Here is a 21,304-nt window from a genome sequence, read left to right as displayed (position 1 = left end):
ACGTTACCGTGACTGCGTGCGGATGCGATCCACGTACGAGGCGAGATTCGCCTTGATGTCATGCATGTTGTCGCTGCCGAACTTTTCGGTGTAGGCGGCAGCCAACGCGAACGCCACTTCCGCCTCGCCCACCACAGCTGCAGCGGGCACGGCGCAAACGTCGCTGCGCTCCCTACTGGCAAGCGCAGGTTCCATGGTGTCGATGTTCACCGTTTCCAGAGGGTTCTTCAGCGTGGGAATGGGCTTCATGGCACACGTAACGACCAGTGGCATACCCGTGGTCATGCCGCCTTCCAAGCCGCCAGCATTATTGCTGGTGCGCGTGAAACCATCGTGCGTAAGCGCAATGGGGTCGTGAACGTGACTGCCCTCAAGCGAAGCGGCCTGGAAGCCCATGCCGAATTCCACACCCTTGATGGCGGGGATGCCAAACAACGCGGCACCAATCTTGCTGGTAAGGCGGCTGGCGCCACTCGAGAAATCGCCCAAGCCGGGAACGAGGCCCGTAGCCACGACGCGGAACGTACCGCCAAGGCTTTCCCCCTTGATGCGGGCGACGTCGATCATCTTCATCATCTTCTGAGAAGCTTCGGCGCTGGGGCAGCGAACTTCGGAGAGCTCGATGTCGGCCAGGTTGTACTTCCCGCAGCGCATGAACGCGTCGGATTCCTCGTACTGAGCGCTGCCGATGGACGTGACGTAGCTGAATACTTCGACGCCCAATTCCGCCAAGAACTCGCGTGCAATGCCGGCAGCAGCAACGCGAGCAGCGGTTTCGCGAGCGCTGGCGCGTTCGAGCACGTTACGGCAATCGTCGGAGTTGTTCTTCAGGATACCTACCAAGTCGGCATGACCAGGACGGGGCGTCACCTCGCGCACGAGGTCGTTGGGAGCAGAGCCGGACGCGGCCATGCGATCCGTCCAGTTCTGCCAATCGCGGTTGGGAACACGCAGGCATACGGGCGTGCCCAGCGTTACGCCGAAGCGGACGCCCGATTGAACTTCGACATGGTCGGTCTCGATTTGCTGACGACCACCACGGCCGTACCCCGACTGACGGCGTCGAAGGTCGGAGTTGACATGTGATTCGGAAATGCGGAGGCCCGCAGGCACCCCACTGACAATGGCGGTGAGCGCCGGACCATGGCTTTCGCCAGCTGTAACGAACTGCATGCGATTCCTCACGTCGCTGTGGATGTTAGGGAGATTCTAGCACGATAAAGTGCCAGAGCGTCCGCGCGTCAAGCTGCGCCGCGAAAGGAGCAAACGAACGGTTTGGCCTAATCGCGCGCGTCTGGTGCGCAAGAGGAGGCAGCGTGTTCGTTTTCGGGAACGAAGCCCGCTAGCAGCGCTTCGCGCAAGGGCTTGAGAGCGTTGGTGTGGCGCAAGTCGACTTCCGAAAGCGGAGCGACGAGATACGCCTTCATGCCCAGCATGTGGGCGCCCATGACGTCGGTGAGCAGCTGGTCGCCAATGACGACGGTATCGTTGCTGCGCGCACCAATGGCAGCGCGGGCGGCCAAGAGCCCATGAGGTAGCGGCTTGCACGCCTTGGCGACAACGGGAATACCCAGTTCCCTACCGTGAATACGAGGCGTGTCATGCCAGTTGTTCGAGACGATGCAGAAACTCACGCCCGCATTCCTGGCACGGGAAAGCCAATTCCGCACGTCAGAGGGCACATCGCCCGAGGCGCGAGAGACAAGCGTATTGTCCATATCGAGCAGCGCATGGGTAATGCCGCACCCCAAGAGGTCCTTCTGCACGTCAATTGCGGAAATGCGAGCGAAATACCTATCGGGATGCACGATGCCCATACCGCAGCCCCAAACTAGTTGGACGTGCCCTCGATGGCAGCGCGATGGTCTTCAAACGTCTCGCTGAAGTAGTAGTCGGTGCCACCCTGGTCGTTCGGGACGAAGTAGAAATACAGGTAGTTCGTCTGATCGGGCGAGCAGACCGCCTGCAGGGCGTCGAGGCCAGGCGAGCAAATGGGGCCAGCCGGCAAGCCCTTCTGGGCATACGTGTTGTACGGACTGTCGGTAGAGATATCGTCGGACGTGGGGTCGTGCCCCACAACATAGGCAACCGTGGCGTCGCTTTGCAGGGCCATGTTCGAGGCAAGGCGGTTGTAGAACACCGAAGCAACCGTGGTCATGTTGTCGGAAGCAGCCTCGCGCTGAACGACGCTCGCGAGCTTCACCACGTCGTAGGCGGAAAGGCCCTTGCTCTGGGCATATGAATAGTCGAGCGAGGAAACCTCCTGCGCATACTGGTCGAGCATGCGGCGAATGACGGAGTCGGCGGTATCGCCCGACTGAATGCTGTACGTCTTCGGGAACAGGAAGCCCTCGAGGCTATTGTTGTACGCACCCTCGACGAAGGGATAGTCGGATACGTAGGCCGAAGCGTTGAAGGCAGCGGCAAGGAAATCGTCTGCCGAGATGGAGCCATCGTACGCTTCCGCCACGACTTCAGCCGTCTGCTGAACGGTAAGACCTTCGGAAACGGTAAACGTAACGAGACTGGGGCCCGCAACGAGCTGATTGATGATGTCCTCGACGCTCGTACCGCCCGCAATGGTGTACGTACCAGGCTTCAACGAGCTTTCCGCGTTGGCGGCCTTCACGGCATCGGTGAAATCGGACGTGCGGGAAATGAGCTTGCAATCGGCAAGCGTCTGGGCAATGGAAGAGGTGGATTCGCCCTGCTCGATGGTGAAACTCGCCTGCGTGCCCTCAGGCAGCACGTCGGACGTGGAGCAGCCTGCGCACGAACGGAACCCGAAGACGAGTAGCACCGTGAGAATGACGGCCAGCACGAGGCCGAACACGAGGGGCCCGCGATGCTTCTTGGGTTTAATCATCGATGTATCATACGTGCGAAATTCGCGTGCACCACGCGCATGAGCATGACGCGCCGCATGGCTGGAACGCGAAGAGTACGTAACGCGTCGATGAAGAGCCATAGATAAGCACAAACCTTTCGGACGATTACCTAGTGCCAGTGCTCGATGACGGGGCGCTTTCTTCGGCCTCACGCCGCGAACGACGCTCATCGAGCCAAGCCTGCAGGAACAGGCTCGCGGCTATCATATCCACTTTTCCGCGCATCTCGCGCTCGTGATATCCCTTTTCACGCAACGAGCGTTTCGCCTCGCTAGAGCTCAGGCGCTCGTCGGTGAACTCGAGCGGAAGGCCCGTTGCCTTCGCAATGGCCCCAGCGGCAGCCCTGATGCGCTGAGCTTGCGGGCCTTCCTCGCCCGCCATGGTGTACGGCAGACCGGAGAGAAGCATGTCCGGTTCCCAATCTTCGAGCACCCGACGGAACGAGGCGGCATTCCCCACGACTTCATTCGTGGGAAGAACGCACACGGGGCTGGCAACGGATTCGCGCGGGTCGCAGATTGCGACGCCGCAGCGAACCTTGCCGATATCGAGGGCCATGACCCTCACTACATGAGCTCCTGAAGAGCCAGGCGGAGCGCCTCGTCGAGACCAGAGGCATCCTTGCCGCCCGCCTGGGCCATGGTGGGCTTGCCACCGCCGCCACCCTTGATGGCAGGAGCGATCTTCTTGATGAGCGCACCAGCGTTGAAGCCAGCTTCCACGGCTTCGTCGGTGCCAGCAGCCATGATGAGCGGCGTTTCGCCGTTCAGGCTAACGAACACGCAGGCGCAGGCAGGTTCCGCATGACCACGGAAGATATCCCACGAGTTACGCAGCGCGCCGGCATCCATGTTGTCGATGCGCACGGCCAGCAGCTGATAGCCCGCCTTCGCGCGCTTCAGATTCTCGTCGACGATCTGCCTGAGCGAACCAGCAGCGGCCGCCTGGCGAGCACGCTTGTTCTTGAACTGCAGGTCCTTCAGCGTGGCCAGCGTAGAGGCGGTACGCTCGTTCACGTCGAACAGCGGCACGTTGAGCTCGGCAGCCGTAGCGCGCAGCTCGGCTTCCATGCGATGCATGTACGACAAGGCATCGAAGCTGCTCACGGCTTCGATACGGCGAAGGTTGGCGCCGACGCTCTGCTCCACGGTAATCTTCACGAAGCCAATTTCGGCAGTGTTGGACACATGGGTGCCGCCGCAGAGCTCCTTGCTGAAGCCATCGACGTCGACCACGCGTACGACCTCGCCGTACTTCTCGCCGAACAGCGCCGTAACGCCCGATTCGCGCGCTTGCGAAAGCGACGTCTCGTACGTGTTGACAGCATGATTCTCCATGATGATGCGATTGGCGATTTCCTCGACCTGGTCGAGCTGCTCGCGCGTGACGCCTTCGAAGTGCGTGAAGTCGAAACGCAGACGATCGGGAGCAACGAGGCTACCGGCCTGCTTTACGTGATCGCCCAGCACCTCGCGCAGGGCACGATGGAGGATATGGGTAGCCGTGTGATTGCGGCGAATGCGCTCGCGACGCAGTACGTCGATGGATGCCGTAACGGCATCGCCCTGGGAAAGGGTTCCCTCTTCGACGCGAACATAATGCATGTAGAGACCCTTTTCGGGCTGCTTCGTATCGCTTACGGCAGCACGGCCGGATGCGCCAAAGATGGCGCCGGTATCGCCCACCTGGCCGCCCATTTCAGCGTAGAACGGCGTAACATCGAGCACGATGCCGCCCTCTTCGCCCGCATGCAGTTCCGTAACGCGCTGGCCATCGCGTACGAGGGCCTTCACGGTAGCCTGGGCCTCGTTCTGAGCGTAACCGCAGAACTCCGTAGCGCCCACTTCCTCGAGGATAGCGTTCATGGAGCCATCGTAGGTGCTCCATGCAGCCTCGGCGTCGCCCTGCGTGGCAGCACGCGCGCGCTCGCGCTGACGCTGCATGCATTCCTCGAATTCCTTCGTATCCACTTCGATGCCGCGCTCGGCGCACATCTCCTGCGTAACCTCCAGCGGGAAGCCATAGGTATCGTGCAGGGTGAATGCGGCCTGACCGGAAAGCATGTTGCCGGAAAGAGCGTCGAGCTCTTCGGCCAGGAACGTACGACCCTGGCGCAGCGTGGCGCCAAAGCGCTCTTCCTCGGAGAGCACAACGCGGTGAATGAGCTCGCGATTCTCGACGATTTCGGGATATACGGGACCCATGACGTCGATGATGTTGTCAACGAACGAACCAAGGAAGGCACCTTCGATGTTCAGCAGATGGCCCTTCATAACCGCACGGCGGAGCAGGCGGCGCAGCACGTAGCCACGGCCCTCGTTCGAAGGCAGGATGCCATCGGCAATCATGAACGTGACGGAACGCGCATGGTCGGCCATAACGCGCAGCGCCATGTCGACGGCCTCTTCTTCGCCGTACGTCTTGCCGGAAAGACGCTCGCCCACCTGAATGAGGCCATGGAGCACGTCGGTGTCGAAGTTGCTCTGCACGCCCTGCATGATGGCCGCGATGCGCTCGAGGCCCATGCCGGTATCGATGTTCTTCTTCGGAAGCGGGGCAAGCGTGCCATCTTCCTGGCCGTCGTACTGCGTGAACACACAATTCCAGTACTCGAGGAAGCGGTCACAATCGCAACCGGGAGCGCAATCGGGGCTACCGCAACCCACTTCGGGACCCTGGTCGAAGTAGATTTCGCTGCAGGGACCACAGGGGCCGGTGGGACCGGCGCGCCAGAAGTTGTCGTCTTCGCCAAGCTTAGTGATATGGCTTTCCTCGACGCCCAGACCCTTCCAGATCTCGATGGTCTCATCGTCGTTCTCGAAAACGGTGAAATAGAGCTTTTCCATGGGAAGGCCAAGCACGTTCACGCTAAAGTCGAGGGCCCAAGCGCACATCTCGTTCTTAAAGTACTCGCCAAAGCTGAAGTTGCCGAGCATCTCGAAGAAGCTCAGGTGACGACCATCGGTGCCGATGATGTCGATATCGTTGGTGCGCACGCACTTCTGAACCGTGGTGGTGCCAATGTAGGGAGCCTCGAGGTGCTTCTGCTGCAGGAAGTAAGGCTTGAACTGCACCATGCCGGCGCTCGTGAGCAGCAGGCTGGGATCGTCGGGGATAAGCGAGCTGGAAGGCATGCGCTTGCAGCCCTTTTCCTCGAAGTAATGCAGATACGCTTCGCGTATTTCGGCGGTAGTCATGTAGTGCATGTGGTTCCTCTGCCATTGGATTGCCCAATATATGCACGAGAGCCGCACGTGCAATGGCTACGCCTACGGCCCCGTTGATTTCCGAACGTACATTCTAACGCCCACGTAGTTACTCGGGCACGAGTACGTGAAGTTTCCGCAAATCAATAGAAGAAGGGAGCCTAGCGCTTCGAATCGTCGCGACCGGAAAGGCGATCGACCGATTCCTCGACGGAATCTACCGCATGATGAGCGGCTTCGTCGGCAGCCTCGATGGCATGATGCGCCGACTCGCCCGCCTTGTGGGCAGCGCGCTTCATTCCCGACTTCAAACGCGTGGAAAGCCGTACCGGAGAAACGGCATCGCGGCGCGGATCGACCGACCCCTCGCCCGCCGGCGTTCCCTTGAAGAAGACGCCATCTTCGGAAACGATGGAACGACCGGTGCGCTTTTCGAAGAAGTACACGAACATCGACTTGCTCATGGCGGCAACGGGGATGCCCAGCAACATGCCGGTAAGGCCGCCAACCATGCCGTTCATCTGGGTACCCGCAGCCAGGCCGATGGTCATGGCGAAGATGACGAGCATGGGATGCACGTCAACGGATTCCGACATGATCTTCGGGCTGATGAACGTGTAGACCACCTGCTGGATCGTAATGGTGACCACCAGGGCGATGGCGGCAACGGGCAGGCTATACGGAAGCGCGGCGCCAGCGGCGGCAATGCCACCGAGCCAGGGACCGATGACGGGGATGATGTTCAGCAAACCCGTAATGATGGCGAAGGCAATGGCGTTGGGAATGCCCAGTATGGCAAATGCGATGGCGCACCCCAGGGCAATGATGCCACACTGCAGCGCCGTGCCCTTGATGTAGCCACCCACCACGCGCGTGAACGTGAAGTGCAGAAACGACAGGCCCTCGCGATGCTTGTTGCCCACCAGGCGATGCATCTCGCGCACCATGTCGGGCGAGATGAGCAGCAACCAAAACGCAACCACCAGAGCGAATCCTAGGCAGAACAGCGTTCCCGAAACGGCAGAGCCAATGCTCGCCATGGCGGTTACGCTGGAAGACACGAGCCCATTCGCCCAATCGGCAGCAGCGTTCGTGGCATCGTTGATAATGTCGCTCACCGTGGGGTTGGCAAGCAGGTCCTGATGCTCGGCCATGAACGACTGGTACGCAGCCCCAAGGTCGTTCGCGTAGGCGGGAATATCCTGCACCAAGCTAACGAACTGGTCGCCGATGCCAAAGAAGGGCGACGACATGAGCACCACGACCGCCGCAATAACCACGGCAAACAACGCATAACCGCACACCACGGCCCAAAAACGGCTCATTCCCCTATTCGAGAGCCCGTTCACGAACCCGCGCAGGCAGAAGAAGATGATGCCCGTCCATATGGCGATGCCAACGGGAAGCTCCATGACCTTGAGCAGCAATCCGAAGGCATACACCAAGAACGCAGCACCAATGAGCGTCCACACCTTGAGCGCCCGTGCGCCCCAAATCTTTACCTTTTCGCTGGAAGACGATGCGTCCACCGAACGCTCGTCGGGAGCAGTTGCCTCCCCCTCCACAGGCAGTGGCATCTATTCGGCCTTTTCCTGGCCATAGGTGAAATACGCCGGAGCATCGGAAGAAGCTTCGGCCTTGGACTGGGGCTCCTGCTGGGGAGCGGCCTCAGGCTCTTCGGAAGCCACCTGGGCAGCCTCGGCCTGAGCCTTCGCCTGGGCCAGCTGTTCAGCCACGTCGCTGGACTTGTGACCACCCAGGACATCGCTCACCTTCGTGGAAATGGTGCTTACCAAGTTGGCGGGAGCCTTCGTGATGGAATCGATGGAACCAGCAGCACTGGAAACGCTACCCGTCACTTCGGAAACGTCCTCGAGAATCTGATCGACGCGCATGAGCTCGAGGTTCGCAGCGTCGACGGTAAGCGATACGCGCTCGACGAGCGGATCGACGCGCTCGGCGGCGGGCTCGAGAGAACCCGTTACCTTCTCGATGTGATCAAGTGCGGGAATGAGCTTCTCTTGCGCGGATACGACCATATCGTTCGCGTTGCGCACCGTCTTGACGAGCTCGATGATGAGCCAGATGAGCGCAATTCCCACAAGCGAGAAGACAATGGGAACGATGATGCCGAAAACCGAAGACGCGTCCATGGGAATCCTCCTGAGTGCGCGTAGACAAATACTACTTTGATTCTATCACTACCGACGCTGACCACGGTCACGTCGGGTAACGTCCATGCGATACCCTTCCCAACCCCGTTCCGTGGGGTTGAAGAAGCAACCGGGCTCGAGGCCATCGGGAAGATACCGCTGATCGACCCACCCCGCAGGGTAGTCATGCGGATACTTGTACTGCCCGTATTTCTCGGAACCAGGACGATGGCGGTCGCGCAGATACGAGGGCACCTGACGCGCCGGGCCGTTGCGCACTTCACGCAAGGCGGCGTCGATACCCGCTTCCGCAGCATTGCTCTTGGGGGCAAGCGCCAGGTAGATGGCCGCCTGCGCAAGATTGATGCGGCATTCAGGGTAGCCAATGACCTCGGCGGACTTGAAGGCCGCATGCGCAATGAGCAGCGCCTGGGGGTCGGCATTGCCCACGTCTTCCGAAGCGGCAATCATCATGCGACGCGCAATGAACTTGGGGTCTTCCCCACCGTCGATCATGCGCGCAAGCCAGTACAGCGCCGCATCGGGATCGCTACCGCGCATAGACTTGATGAACGCGGAAATGACGTCGTAGTGCATGTCCTTGTTCTTGTCGTACGGAAGGCTGCGATACGGCGTGGCAGTATCGACCGCATTCAAGTCGATGGTCGCGGGCTTGCCCGGCTCGCCCGGCTCCACCAGGGCGGCGGCCAGCTCGAGCGTGGTAAGCGCGGAACGCCCATCGCCACCGCAGAGCAGCGCAATGCGCTCGCGCGCTTCGGACGACAATTCGTATCTGCCGCCAAAGCCACGCTCGTCGCTCAGCGCGTTATCGAGCAAGGTGCTGATGTCCTCGTTGGAAAGACCGTGCAGCTCCACAATGCGACTGCGGGATATAAGCGCGGAATTTACCTCGAAGAACGGGTTTTCCGTAGTGGCGCCCACCAACACGACGATGCGATTTTCCACGGCATGCAGCAGCGAATCCTGCTGGCTGCGATTGAACCGGTGAATCTCGTCGACGAACAGGATGGTGCGCAGGCCGCTCGACGTAAGGCGCTTTTCCGCCGCCGCGATTTCGCGACGCAAATCGGCTACGGTACCGCCGATGGCAGACACCTCGACGAACGTGGCCTTCGTGCTCTCGGCAATGATATGCGCGATGGACGTTTTGCCCGTACCCGCAGGCCCGAACAGAATCACGCTCGTAAGATCGTCGCGGTCGATGGCGGCACGCAACCAGCTATCGGGGCCGCAGGCTTCCTGCTGGCCCACGAGCTCATCAAGCGCGCGAGGACGCATGCGCACAGCCAGGGGCGCAACCGAACGGCGTGCCTGGTTTTCTATTTCGCTGAAAAGAGTATCCATGTCCGCAAGCTTAGCACATGGGACATGGACCAACCGTAACGCAACGGGAACGCCACGTTAGCGCAAACGCACTAGCATGCCGTGCGCCCCTCATAGAACCCGTACTCCATGAAATGGCGATAGTACGCAGCCTTGTCCTTGCCGAACGCCGCACGCAGATCGGCATAGCGCGCGCGATACGTCGCCCAGTTGAAGTTGTACGAGGCGATACGCCCCTCGGCCATGCCGTACTGCACGAAATGCTGGAGCGTACCCGCGTAATCGTTTCCGTAACGCGCGGCAACATCGGGATTCATAGCCTGGTAGTAGTAGAAATCGTACACGTCAGAATAATCGATGCCCTGGTAGACGCTCGTCGGGTTCTCGATGACGCCATTGTCGGCGGTAAACGTGTCGATGTTGTCGTTCATCCACCTAACGCGCCAAGTCAGCCAGTCCTCCAGGTAAGCAACGTTCGCATCGTACGTTTCGAAGGGCTCAAACTCGTTGTTGAACGAGGTGACGCCAAACAGCACTTCGTTCATGCGCTGGGAAAACGACACGAGGTTCTGGTAATAGGCAATGGAATGCACAACGCCGTTGCTGCCCACCGCATCCGCGTCGCCCAGCACGACACTCGAAATGAGAGGGCAGATGCTCGTCGAGAGCAATTCGCGCACGCGTTCGAGCACCACGGTGCTGTTGTACAGCCATTTCGTACCCGGGACCACAAAGCCCTCGTACGAACGAAATGCATTGGTGCTCCAATCGATGCGCATGCCCATGGAGGCGTCAAAATCCCACAACGGCTCCGCGTAGAGAACCGAATACGAACCATCGGGCCCATCGGCGTCCTTATAGAAGAACGTGGAAGTATAGAAGGCGTCGATGTTCTTGAAGAATTCGCTTACTGCGAACGATTGGGCCAAGGACTCTAGGTCAAACGACGGAGCAGACCCATCGGTATAGAACACGTCGGCATATACGGCATCGATGGCACGCTGCACGTATTCGCTGATGTACTTCATGCACGCCTCGGAGCAACGCTCGGGGCTCTTCACCACGAAGTTGCCGATGCTCGTAGAGAACCAACACGTCTCGGAGGCATAGTACGCTCCATCACGCTCGATGAGGTAGCCGCCCGTTATGTCATCGGGATCTTCAGCGCCATCAACGTACTGGTAGGCGTACCCATACGCATTCGTACCCTGCGCCGTAGGCAATGCCTCCAGGTCGACGCCCGCCTTCTTGCAGGCCTTCTCGATGGCGCTTTCCAAATCAGTAATGGAAACGCGCCCCGACTTGATCTCAACCTTTTCACATAGGTAGTACGTGCCTCGGTACTCGCCATCGTAGTACAGGTCGACGAACGCACCCTGCATGCCAAGCATCCCCAGCTCAAGACCTAGGTCATAGGCTATGGCGGTATGAATCAAGGTAGGATCGGCAGACCCCGCCAGCAGAATCCACTTCTTCGCCTTATTCGCGGAGTCGCCCGTTTCCAGCAGGTCGGCCTTCTTCGAAAGCGAAATCTGATAGGGCTTTTTCACGCCAAGCCCCCACGTGGAATTACCACGCCCCTTGATAGTAGACAAGGAACCCGAAGCCAAATCATCGGCATCGTACACCACATCGCCCGAAGGCGTAAGGAGCGTTACGGCAATGCTCGCCTTCGCAGAATGGTCGGCGCTCCCCTCGACATAGGACCGCCCATAGTTTTCAGCATCTGCGCTGGTAAGGAACATTGCATCGATGTAAGCCGACTTCATGATAACGAAGGGAGCCGTATGCCCCGCGCCGTACGAAATGGAAAACGTCGCGCTTCCCTGCGAGGAAAGCAGGGCATCCAACGAGGAGAGGCTGATCACGGTGCCATCCTGCACCACTGCCGAAATGCCGTTGCCCGAAAGCGAAACGCTCACCAGTTCCCCGTCGTACGCTCGAGCGGAAAACGTAACCGAATCGGTGGACGCGCACGAGGGAAGGAACAAATACACGCCATTCGACGCTGCCGCAGAAGAGAGAGTCTGCAGTACGCCGCTCTGCCCATTTGCCACGACCACGGAAAACGATGGGGCAAGAGCGCCATGGGACCCCGCATAATACGTCGACCCATCCGAAAGCGTCACGAGCCCCTTTTGTACCACGCCATTTGACCCCACGTAGAAATCAAAGCCCGCACCTTCCGACACAGATACGATGCGGGAACGGGCGATAGAGCCATCGGAAGCAAGCCAGTACGTTTGCTTGGACCCCCACGCCGAAGTGGTGATCCACTGGCCCTGAATGGCGATAACGGAGCCATTCGTGGCATACCATCCAATGCCCTCGCGATTCCATCCCGCCTTACCCAAGGACGTATCCTCGGCCAAGCTTGCGGTGAAGTTATGCGCGCCCGAGACCGCATTGGGGTTGTACTCGCGATAGATGGGCAGCTGGGAAGAGTCATCGGAGTACCAGCTAATGCCTTCGTACTTCCAGCCCAATGCCCTCAGACGGTCGCGCTCCACGACCGAGCGCGTGTAATGATGGTCGCCCCCGTTGGGGTTGTACAGACGAAACACGGGCGCATTCGACGTGATGGGAGCCACCCAGCCAACCGACTCCCACTGCCAGCCCGCCTGGCAAACCGACACGGCTTCGTCGAGCGAAACCGTGTAGAAATGCTCGCCCGAATTGGGGTTATAGAGGCGATAGACGTTCTGATGGGTTTCCTCATAGCTGGAATCCGAAGCGGCCAGAACGTCACCTTCGGTCTCGTCACTCGCGGCATCGACCTCGCCTTGCGCGGAAAGCGCCGCATCTGCACCCTCCGTCGCGGCAGCGGACGAAGACGACGCGCCCTCGTTCAGCGAATCTTCCGCACCGACGGATTGCGAAAGCGACGCATCGCCAGAAACCCCCTCGCCAACTTCATCATTCGCGGAGGAATTGCCCTGAGAAGAGCCGGATCCGTCAAGGGACTGCGCAAGCTGGTCCGCGCCGCCCTCAGAGGCAGAGCCTTCAACCGCAGGGAGCGGGTCGTTGCCCACTACGGCGCCCTCTTCAACCTGCGCATTAGCTACCGCTTGCACGGGCGAAACCTGATCGGCATCGCCCTCGGCAGCATACGCGGCAACCGGCGCGAACGCGCAACATGCAATGAGCATGCCAATGAAAAGGACGACGAAACGAAAACGAGCAATACCTGACAAACGAGACACGTGACCCTCCCGAGCGTAAACAATACAAGTAGGGTACCCGCAAGTCTCGTTATGCACAATATATGCCACCGCCAGTGAAACAATACGTCGGCGAGAACAGACGAAGCGAAGTGCTAGCGATGCAGCTTGCCGACCACCTTGGAGGCAATATCTCCCACGCCGTAGTGCTTCAAACGCCACGCAAGGGCAATGCGCGCGGCCTTCGACTCCCCTACCGCCAGCGCGCCATCGTCGGAGCAGCCAAGGCAAAGCTGCACCATGGGAAACGCATGAGGCTCGATACCTTGCAGCTCATCATCGTCGCCCAAAGCCGTACGCCATGCATCGCGCAAGCGCACCAGACGGGAAGCACGCCATTGCGGTTCCTGGCGCAAGATGCTGTACTCGATGAACGCCACCGACCATTCCACGAGCGCGGCGGCATACTGCGGGAAGAAGCCGGCGGACTGCCAATCGGCGAACACCGCGCACAGGGCATCGAGGTCGCGATCAATCTTGTCGTGCACATCTGCCGCAGCGCGCTGCATAGCCGATCCCTGGCTGTCGACGTGATAGATATACACCCGGCTGGAAACGAGCTTCGCGCCATGAGTGCGCGCATAGAGCGCGCACAGGAACGCCAAGTCCTCGCCCATCGACAGAGATGGGTCGAAGCGAATGGCCGAATCTTCGAGCAGAGAAGCCCTAAACAGCACCTGCAGTCGAGGAATAGTATTTTCGGCGAACAGCAAGGCAGGCGTGAACTCGGCATATTCCACGTCGCGCGGGACGGCATGAGCCTGGAACCAGGCGGATTCACTGCCGGCGGGAACGCATCGCGCACCAAACGCAAGCGCATCCCACGAACATGCGACAAGCGAATTCTCGTCTGCCGGGGACACCCCAAGCGCCTCGACCATACGTGCGAACGCGAAGGGCTCGAATTCGTCATCGGCATCGAGAAACGTCACGTACGCGCCAGAGACCTGGGACAGAGCCGCATTGCGAGCCGCGGACACGCCGGCATTCGCCTGATGCGTAACGCGAATGCGGCTATCGCCGCGCGCCGCTTCGTCAAGCAGCTCGCCAGAACCATCGGTGGACCCATCGTCTACGCAAATGCACTCCCAGTCGGCAAACGATTGGGCAAGCAGCGACTGCAGCGCCCGCATCACGGTGCTCTGAGCATTGTAGACCGGCATGATGACTGAAATGCGTGCCACGGAACCTCCGACTCTTCGCGCAGCGCTTTATCGTTTTCCCGTATCTTACCGCCACCGCCCCTCATTCCTGTATCATCTTCAAAGAACCCAACGAATCTTGCGAGAGAACATGACCCAGGAACAGCCCATATTCAGCATCGTCATGCCCGTATACGGCGTAGAGGACTACATCGCCCAAGCCATCTCGTGCATTCAGGCGCAGACCTGCCCCGCGTGGGAGCTCATTTGCGTAGACGACGCCACGCCCGATGCAAGCGCGCGCATTGCCGAACAGGCAGCGCAAAGCGACGAACGCATTCGCGTGGTACATCACGATGCGAACAAGGGCCTTTCGGAAGCGCGAAACACGGGCATGGCCGCCGCACGCGGCACGTACCTATGGATGCCCGACCCCGACGACACGTACGAGCCCACGCTTCTACAAGACTGCTTGGATGCGCTGCAGGAAAATCCCGCACACGTTACCGTTTTTGGCGTAGACGAATGCTACTTCGATGCGCAGGGCGCGTTTCTCTACAACCACGCCATCACGCCCACAAGGCAATTGCTTTCAAGCGCCGCAGAACTGCGTCCCCACGTAGTCGAGCTGGAACGGCAGACGCTTCTGGGATACGCGTGGAACAAGATCTACGACCTGGCATACCTACGTACGACGGGCGCACGGTTCGAGACGGTGAAGCTCATCGAGGACATCGCCTTCAACGTAGCCGTCTTCCAGAACCTGGATTCGCTCAACGTGCTGGCCAGCACGCCGTACCATTACGCACGCCGCCTGCGCGACAACCTAACGAACAAGTTCATCCCCGAGTACTACGAGCTCCATCGCCGCCGCATTGGCATGCTCGCCGACCAGCAACGCTCCTGGGGAACGCTCGATGGCGAAACGCGCGCCACGCTGGGAAGCTTGTTCGCGCGCTACGTCCTTTCCGCCCTGGAACGCAACTGCGACCCCCAAGCGCACATGAGCCACGCGGATCGCAAAGTATGGATCAGGAAGACGTTTTCCGACGAGCTGTACCGCGACCTCATTCCGCATGCGCAGGCCCAGAACAGCCGCGCGCTTGCGCTCTGTCTACGCCCCTTGAAGGCGCGCCGCACAGGCACCTGCCTTGCCCTGGGTCGCCTGATTCATATCGCACGCGGTAAGCTGCTGCCGCTCTTCACGCGCATCAAGAGCGGGCGCTAGCTTTCCCACCTGCGGCGAAGTACGAAGAAAGCAAGCACGCCAAACACGGAAAGGGCAATGCCCGCGTACAGGCCCGGCGGCGTGAAGCGCAGCTCGACCGTATGGCTTCCCTCTTCCACCCATACGCCCGAAAGCCCCGTATAGCACGAGACGACGGAGACGCGTTCGCCATCCACGAACGCCTCCCAACCCGGCGCATAGGGTATGCGCAACATGAGCAACTCGCTCGACGAAGCATTGAACGTGGCGGTTACGTGGCCGTCTTCCCAAGAAAGAACGCTGAATCCTTCGGCATCGAGCATGGAGAGGCAATCTGCCAGTACGTCCTCATCAAGCGTTTTCGCCACGATGAGATCGCTCGCTGATGCGCGCGCAACGCATTCCGCCACCGCGCCCTTGCACTGCTCGCCATCAAGAACCGTTACGCACGAAGCCTGGGGCTCGACAAACGACAATGTCACCTGAACCGTATCACCTTCGGAGAACGTACCAGCATAGAGCACGTTTCCACTGAAATTAGAACCAACGAGTTCAACGGGCGAGCCATTCACGTACACCTGGGCAACCATGTTCCAGCAATGGTTCCGCGTCGCTTGTGCGATAACAGGAAAATCCAGATAAAGGGGGCCATCCCGCTCGACGGTGACCTGGAACGAGCATTCGCACGCGCCCTCGGCGACGCGAGAGACTTCCGTTACGTCTGCGTCGACATATGCGCTCAAGGCGCTATCGCTGCCCGTGGCGTCCTGGAGCATGAGCACTTGATTGGCAAACGGGTCGCTGCCCCACGAAACAGAGCCACTCCCCGCAATGCCATACCCCGCAGGCAGCGAGGCGTTATAGCGATACAAATCGTATTCGTACAAAGCACCCGAGGAAACGAGCGTCGCATCGCCCGCAGGCTGCGTTGCGGAAAGCACGTAGTCGACGCCAAGCAGAGAATCGGCAAGCAATTGCGACGAATTGGCATAGTAGCCAAAGATGGGGTCGTTTTCCGTATAGCCAAGCGCTGAGAGCATGGTATACAGCGAACCATTCACCATGGACGTATACTCCCCCATGCTCTGCACCGAACTGGTAAACAACGCGGTCGTCTGGGGAATCTGCATCTGGGCGCGCGTGCCGTCGCGATCAGCGCCCGCCATGTTCACGAGCAGACCATCCTGCCCCGCCGCATCGGCGACCGAGCCTTGAACGAGAGCGTCGATGGAAGCCTGCTCCTGCGCATGAGCATCCACGGAAGAGCCATAGACGCGAAACGCCTGATATGCGCTGAAGCCCACGTCCACCGAAACGACAGCCACCGCCACGCAAAGCACAACCCGCGCGGCAACACCGCCATTGCCGTGTGCAAGAGAAGCACGCTGGGATCGAGCGCGCCAAACGACCAGCAGAACGCCCGACGCGAGCAGCGACGCAACCGTAGCGGCCACGGCAAGACCCGAGGGAGCGCCCTCGGCATGCGTCACGATGACAAGAGCCGACGACGCAAGCACGACGACAACGAGAACGACCACGCATCGAGTCACCCGCACATGGAAGAGCGCTGCGTGCTGGGGCGTTTCAACGGAAGCACCGCTTCCAGCGCAAGCGCGCCGAAGAGAGCAAAGCTCTTCGCACGCGCAAACCGCCAGAACGAACGCCACGACAAAGCCATGGCGGAAGTAGAACGACGTGGTGAGCTTCATATCGCTCCACACAACGGAAGGGCCCACGAACATGACGCCCGCAACGGCGCAGGCAAGCAGCACCGCCCAGGCGATGCGCTTGCGCTTGGAAACGTCCTTATCGCAGAAGAGCAAAGCGGCCGCAACCAGGACAAACGCACTCACGTACAACGCGGGGACGCGGCTCGTCGACGTTTCGGGAACCACGCCCGAAACAGCATATGCCCCTATATCCCACGGTGGGAACAGCGGGATGGGCATAAGCGCCTTCAGCAAGTTGAAGCTGCTTTCGGTACCTTGCATGAGGCACAGCATAGAGGGCAGGAATAGCACCATGCTCGCGCAGAGAGCCAGCACCATGGTGACAATGTAGCGAAGCGTCGAACGAGACGCCACGACGCGACGACAGGCGCGCGCGATGCGCGTCCCAAGGGAAACCCCCTCGCCCACAGGGCGAGACGCACCCGTAACTTCCCAGCGATACACCAGGAACAGCAGGAGCGAAAGAAGACAATCCATGTAGGCGGTGTACCAGTTGAACAAGACGGCAAGCGCAACCGAGCAGAACAGCAACCCGTATCGCTCGCCCTCAACGGCGCGATACGTGCCCCACGCCACCAACGGCAACATGATGAAGCCATCGAGCCACATGATATTGCTGGCCTGGGCGAACGCCCATCCACACAGCGCATACGACGTAGAGGCAAGCAATGCGGCCGCACCCAGATGCCAGCGATTTCGGGCAAAGGCGAAGAAGGTCGCCCCCGCGCAAGAGAGCTTCAGCAACACTGCTACGTTGAAGAATCCAACGATGCTATCCTCGCCCCAAAAGGCCAGGAGAAGATTGAACGGGCTGGAAAGGTGATACGCCACGAGCGCGGCGGTGTTTTCGCCCATGCCCATGGAAAAGGAGTAGAAGGGCGAACCCTGCCCATGCAACACGTCGCGCAACCATTCGAAGTAACCGATGTACTGGATGTCCATATCCCACACGGCAACGCCCGTTTCCCCAAAGGGGTACATGCCCCGGAGCGCGTAAACGCAACCAAGGATGACCAGGGGAAGGACGAATGAAAGGATGTGAAGAATCGCGACGCGGGCACGCACGAAGCCCCCTTCTTCCCTGCGAGCTCGAGCGACCGTCGTCATATCGCAGCCTATCGGGCCTTCACCATGGCCAGGGCGGTTCCCAACCCGCCAATGCGGGTGTAATACGCCATCTTCTGCCATGCGGAAGGATGCGCGGGCAAATGACGAAGCATCACCTGGGGACGATTCAGAATAACGTCGAGGTTCTTACGCTGATGGGGCTTGAACAGGCTAGGCTCGTAGGCACCCGCGTTCACGCCCTGCTGCAAATCGGCCTGCATGCGATCGAGGAACTGGGTGCGCAACTCGCCCTCGAGTCGCTGGAAGTTCCACATGTAGCTGTCGTAGCGCAACCGGAACGCATAGGGCGCAAGCCACGAACGGCTGGCATCCTGTGCGATGAACGCATCGATGCCATCGAATTCGCCGCAGACGCACAGCGCCTTACCCGGACTGTTCACTGAAGACGACTCGTTGTCCTGACGATAATGAAGCACGGGTTCCTGCGTAGCCGCAATGACGCGCGCGCTGGAAAATACCTTGAACGAAAAGCCCAGGTCCTGATAGCTGGCGCCGGGCGTTTCCAGAAGGCGAATCCCCTGTTCGTCCAAGAAGGCGCGACGATATACCGCCGACCAGATCGACGGAATGCCGAATACGACTTCGGGAATGTCGTGCGGGGAAAACGGCTGCGCGGCCATCTGCTCGGTAACCACCGAGATAACCTGGTTGCGATCCTGGGGCTTGCTCCAATAGAACCAATAGTTTGCCTTGGCCACATCGGCCGAAGCGGACAGCGCCAGCTGCATCAGCGTATGGTATGCACTTGGCTCCAGGAAGTCGTCGGGCTCGAACACGGCCACGTAGGCGCCACGCGCTTCGTTGATGCCACGATTCACCGTTGCCCCGTAGCCCTGATTCTCCTTCGAGATAACCCGAAAGCGCGCATCGGCAGAAGCGTACTCTTCCAAGATGACACCAGATTCATCGGTAGACCCATCGTTGATGAGCAGCACCTCGAAGTCTTCGAACGTCTGGCGCGCAACCGAATCGAGCGCCTGGCGCAAGTACGTCTGGGCGTTGTAGACGGGAACGATTACGGAAAGCTGCGGAGCAGCGCTACTCATAGACTACCCCCACCAATCCGTAATAGGCTGCAACCGTGGAAGCCCAGTCGTCGCCCATATCGTTGTCGAGGTCGGTGAAGAACAGCGTAACGGGATGCGATTCCAAACGTGGGACGGCAACGAGTTCAGTCGACTTCGCTTCCGAGAGAATCTGATCGCGCTCGTCGTTCTCTTGGGCGAACTGGACGGCGCTGCCATTGCGCATGTCGTTGAGCGCCAGAAGCGCATTGCTCTTCCCCACCGAAGCGCCACCAAACGCGGCAACGCCCACGATGCACGCCACGATGCCCAGGGCAACGAGCGCATAGGGAATGTTCTTGGTGATGAGGTCGACGCGCACGCTGGCGTTACGTGCACGCTGGCGAACGACGCACAGCGCGTAGCCATACAGCATGAGCGCCTGCACCACGCTGGCGAACCACACGACATTACGCACGCGGCCTTCGCCGAATACGCCCATGCCGTAATAGGGGGCACAGTTCAGGCCCACAATGGCCAGATACGAAAGCACGAAGAAGACGACCAGGTAGACTCCGCGTACCTTGCGCTGCGTAACCCCCGCCCAGGACCAAAGAATGGGCGTGAGGATGACGAGGAGCAGCAAGAAGGAAACGCTCAGCAGGTCTTGCAGGCTCTGCAGCGTATATAGGGCGGAAACGGCAATGGTCTTCGGAATGCCCGGGCTCACGAAGAACGCCTGGCGCACGGCCGTGCCCGGAGCGGTTACGTTCAAGTAGAACCCGAAGGCTCCCACGAGAAGCGGGAAGATCTGGGCCCAACGACGGCGCGCAAAGCCAATGACGGCACACCCCAGGGCAAGCATGAGGTTGTAGAACGCCATGACGTGATCGCCGCCCGACGTGAGGAACAAGAGCACGCACAGCCCAACAACGCAGAAGCCATGAGCAACCGTGGACCGCACCGTGAGTGACCTGATGGACAGACCCGCATTCACAAGCGCGAGCAGGAAGAACGGCGTGTAGTTCCACGCGCCGTTGAACCAGTAGATGCCCTCGCAGACATCGGGCATGCACAGGAGCAAAAACGTGGCGAGCGCAATGCCAGCGGGAATCCACCAGCGCGCAGGAAGGCCGAGCAGGCTGCGCTCGACCCTACGCGTGAAATAGAGGCTCGCAAGATACGTGCACACGATGAGGAGGATTGCCCCAATGCCGTAATACTGCATTCCGAAGATGCCCGGCTGAAGCGCAAGCAAAAACGCCGAAGTATACAGGCCCTGCCAGGTCTGCATATACGAAAGCGACGTCTGAACGGCCGTTTGAACGAGCGTAATGGGATTGGCATTGACACTTGCCACCAGCTGCGACGTGGCAAGCGCATAGGAAAAGTCGTCGCCGCTAGGGCGGTCGTACACGGAAACGGCCAGCAGCGGCGCAACCAGAACGAGAGCCACGAGGATGGCCCCCAGAATGATGGCAACGCGTGCGGCTGTGCCCATCTGACGCTTGCTTGCGGCAACGGGGGCATTGTAGGTTACGGGCGCGCTTGCCGTGGGGGCCGCATCTTGAGCAGGCTGAGCATCACCCGAGGGAGCCTGCGCGCCATCGGCTTGCTTCCGCGACTCGAGCTCGGCCACCTGAGCCGGGGTAAGGGCTGCGGTGGTGTCGGCAGAAGGCACCTGGGTTGCAGGCGCAGTAGGGGCGTCGGCCTGCCCCGTCTGGGGCTTTGCGGCGGCTACCGCGGGAGCGACGGCCGAAGCTTCCTGAGATGCCTTGGCGCCCTTCCCCAGCCTCATGCCGTACGAGCGCACGGCGAACGAACCCGACTTCCTAGAGGAATCAGTCATGACTACTTGCCCCCTCCTGCGGGGCATCGCCCGCATCCAGGAAAATCTTTCGCGTTACGAAGTTCCATACCATGACGATGGCCGTGGCCACGATCTTGGTGATGAGGTAATGGATGCCGAAAAGCTCCACGCCCGCCCACATGCAGAGGTTATTGATAAGCAGGCCAATGACGGAAAGAATGACGAAGATAACAAACTCGCGCCTGCGCGACATGTCCTCCTTGTGCGTAAACACGTAGCGCATAGAGGCGACGTAGTTGAAAATGACCGACACCGTAAACGAGATGGTAGCGCTTACCAGGTAATTCACACTAAACACTTCGGTGAGAAGCGCAAGCAGGCCATAGTCGATGACGAACGCGATGACGCCTACGACGCCGAACTTCATGAACTGGGCAATTAGTTTCTTCATGTAACCTCCGATTATTCTTC

Annotated in this window: 15 protein-coding genes; 1 reads left to right on the top strand and 14 read right to left on the bottom strand. The window is 59.9% G+C overall.

The window, feature by feature from the left end:
• Positions 1–3: 3 nt before the first annotated feature.
• The 10 genes from aroC to AAY81_RS03580 all read right to left on the bottom strand — a co-directional run bounded on the left by aroC (position 4) and on the right by AAY81_RS03580 (position 13,996).
• Complete coding sequence (aroC, locus tag AAY81_RS03625; protein WP_066661499.1) at positions 4–1,173, bottom strand: chorismate synthase; 1,170 nt, start codon at positions 1,171–1,173, stop codon at positions 4–6.
• 107 nt (positions 1,174–1,280) lie between these two features.
• Positions 1,281–1,817: a YqeG family HAD IIIA-type phosphatase gene (locus AAY81_RS03620; protein WP_066661497.1), complete on the bottom strand. Its 537-nt coding sequence runs from the start codon at positions 1,815–1,817 to the stop codon at positions 1,281–1,283.
• Positions 1,818–1,831: 14 nt separating this feature from the next.
• Complete coding sequence (gene mltG / locus AAY81_RS03615; RefSeq protein WP_240480618.1) at positions 1,832–2,866, bottom strand: endolytic transglycosylase MltG; 1,035 nt, start codon at positions 2,864–2,866, stop codon at positions 1,832–1,834.
• Positions 2,867–2,993: 127 nt separating this feature from the next.
• Complete coding sequence (gene ruvX, locus AAY81_RS03610; protein WP_066661493.1) at positions 2,994–3,455, bottom strand: Holliday junction resolvase RuvX; 462 nt, start codon at positions 3,453–3,455, stop codon at positions 2,994–2,996.
• Complete coding sequence (alaS, locus tag AAY81_RS03605) at positions 3,455–6,094, bottom strand: alanine--tRNA ligase (RefSeq protein WP_066661491.1); 2,640 nt, start codon at positions 6,092–6,094, stop codon at positions 3,455–3,457. Before alaS ends, ruvX begins: the two co-directional genes overlap by 1 nt.
• A gap of 161 nt (positions 6,095–6,255) precedes the next feature.
• Complete coding sequence (locus AAY81_RS03600) at positions 6,256–7,671, bottom strand: AI-2E family transporter (protein ID WP_066661488.1); 1,416 nt, start codon at positions 7,669–7,671, stop codon at positions 6,256–6,258.
• Positions 7,672–8,247 (bottom strand): DUF948 domain-containing protein, encoded by a 576-nt coding sequence (locus AAY81_RS03595; RefSeq protein ID WP_066661483.1) that lies wholly within the window; start codon positions 8,245–8,247, stop codon positions 7,672–7,674.
• 48 nt (positions 8,248–8,295) lie between these two features.
• Positions 8,296–9,612 carry a replication-associated recombination protein A gene (locus AAY81_RS03590; RefSeq protein WP_066661479.1) on the bottom strand — a complete coding sequence of 439 codons (1,317 nt, stop codon included), beginning with the start codon at positions 9,610–9,612 and terminating at the stop codon, positions 8,296–8,298.
• Between the two features lie 71 nt (positions 9,613–9,683).
• Positions 9,684–12,740, bottom strand: a complete 3,057-nt coding sequence (locus AAY81_RS03585; RefSeq protein WP_156501487.1) for a CotH kinase family protein — start codon at positions 12,738–12,740, stop codon at positions 9,684–9,686.
• 167 nt (positions 12,741–12,907) lie between these two features.
• Complete coding sequence (locus AAY81_RS03580) at positions 12,908–13,996, bottom strand: glycosyltransferase family 2 protein (protein WP_066661474.1); 1,089 nt, start codon at positions 13,994–13,996, stop codon at positions 12,908–12,910.
• A 109-nt stretch (positions 13,997–14,105) separates the two neighbouring features.
• Here AAY81_RS03580 and AAY81_RS03575 point away from each other — a divergent pair, with 109 nt between their 5' ends.
• On the top strand, positions 14,106–15,182 hold the full coding sequence (locus AAY81_RS03575) for a glycosyltransferase family 2 protein (RefSeq protein WP_066661464.1): 1,077 nt from the start codon (positions 14,106–14,108) through the stop codon (positions 15,180–15,182).
• On the opposite strand, the gene AAY81_RS03570 is transcribed toward AAY81_RS03575, so the two are convergent.
• The 4 genes from AAY81_RS03570 to AAY81_RS03555 are packed head-to-tail and all read right to left on the bottom strand — an operon-like array spanning position 15,179 to position 21,284.
• Positions 15,179–17,998 (bottom strand): YfhO family protein, encoded by a 2,820-nt coding sequence (locus AAY81_RS03570; protein ID WP_066661462.1) that lies wholly within the window; start codon positions 17,996–17,998, stop codon positions 15,179–15,181. The genes AAY81_RS03575 and AAY81_RS03570 overlap by 4 nt on opposite strands.
• Before the next feature lie 8 nt (positions 17,999–18,006).
• Positions 18,007–19,065, bottom strand: coding sequence for a glycosyltransferase (locus AAY81_RS03565; protein WP_066661455.1), 1,059 nt, complete (start codon positions 19,063–19,065; stop codon positions 18,007–18,009).
• A complete protein-coding gene (locus AAY81_RS03560; RefSeq protein WP_066661453.1) occupies positions 19,058–20,872 on the bottom strand; it encodes a DUF6056 family protein in 1,815 nt (604 codons plus the stop codon). The genes AAY81_RS03565 and AAY81_RS03560 overlap by 8 nt, the downstream gene beginning before the upstream one ends.
• Positions 20,865–21,284 carry a GtrA family protein gene (locus AAY81_RS03555; protein WP_066661451.1) on the bottom strand — a complete coding sequence of 140 codons (420 nt, stop codon included), beginning with the start codon at positions 21,282–21,284 and terminating at the stop codon, positions 20,865–20,867. The genes AAY81_RS03560 and AAY81_RS03555 overlap by 8 nt, the downstream gene beginning before the upstream one ends.
• Between the last annotated feature and the right edge of the window lie 20 nt (positions 21,285–21,304).

The sequence above is a fragment of the Denitrobacterium detoxificans genome, from assembly GCF_001643775.1.
GTDB classification, from domain to species: Bacteria; Actinomycetota; Coriobacteriia; order Coriobacteriales; family Eggerthellaceae; genus Denitrobacterium; species Denitrobacterium detoxificans.
This window is presented reverse-complemented; position numbering and strand designations above follow the sequence as displayed.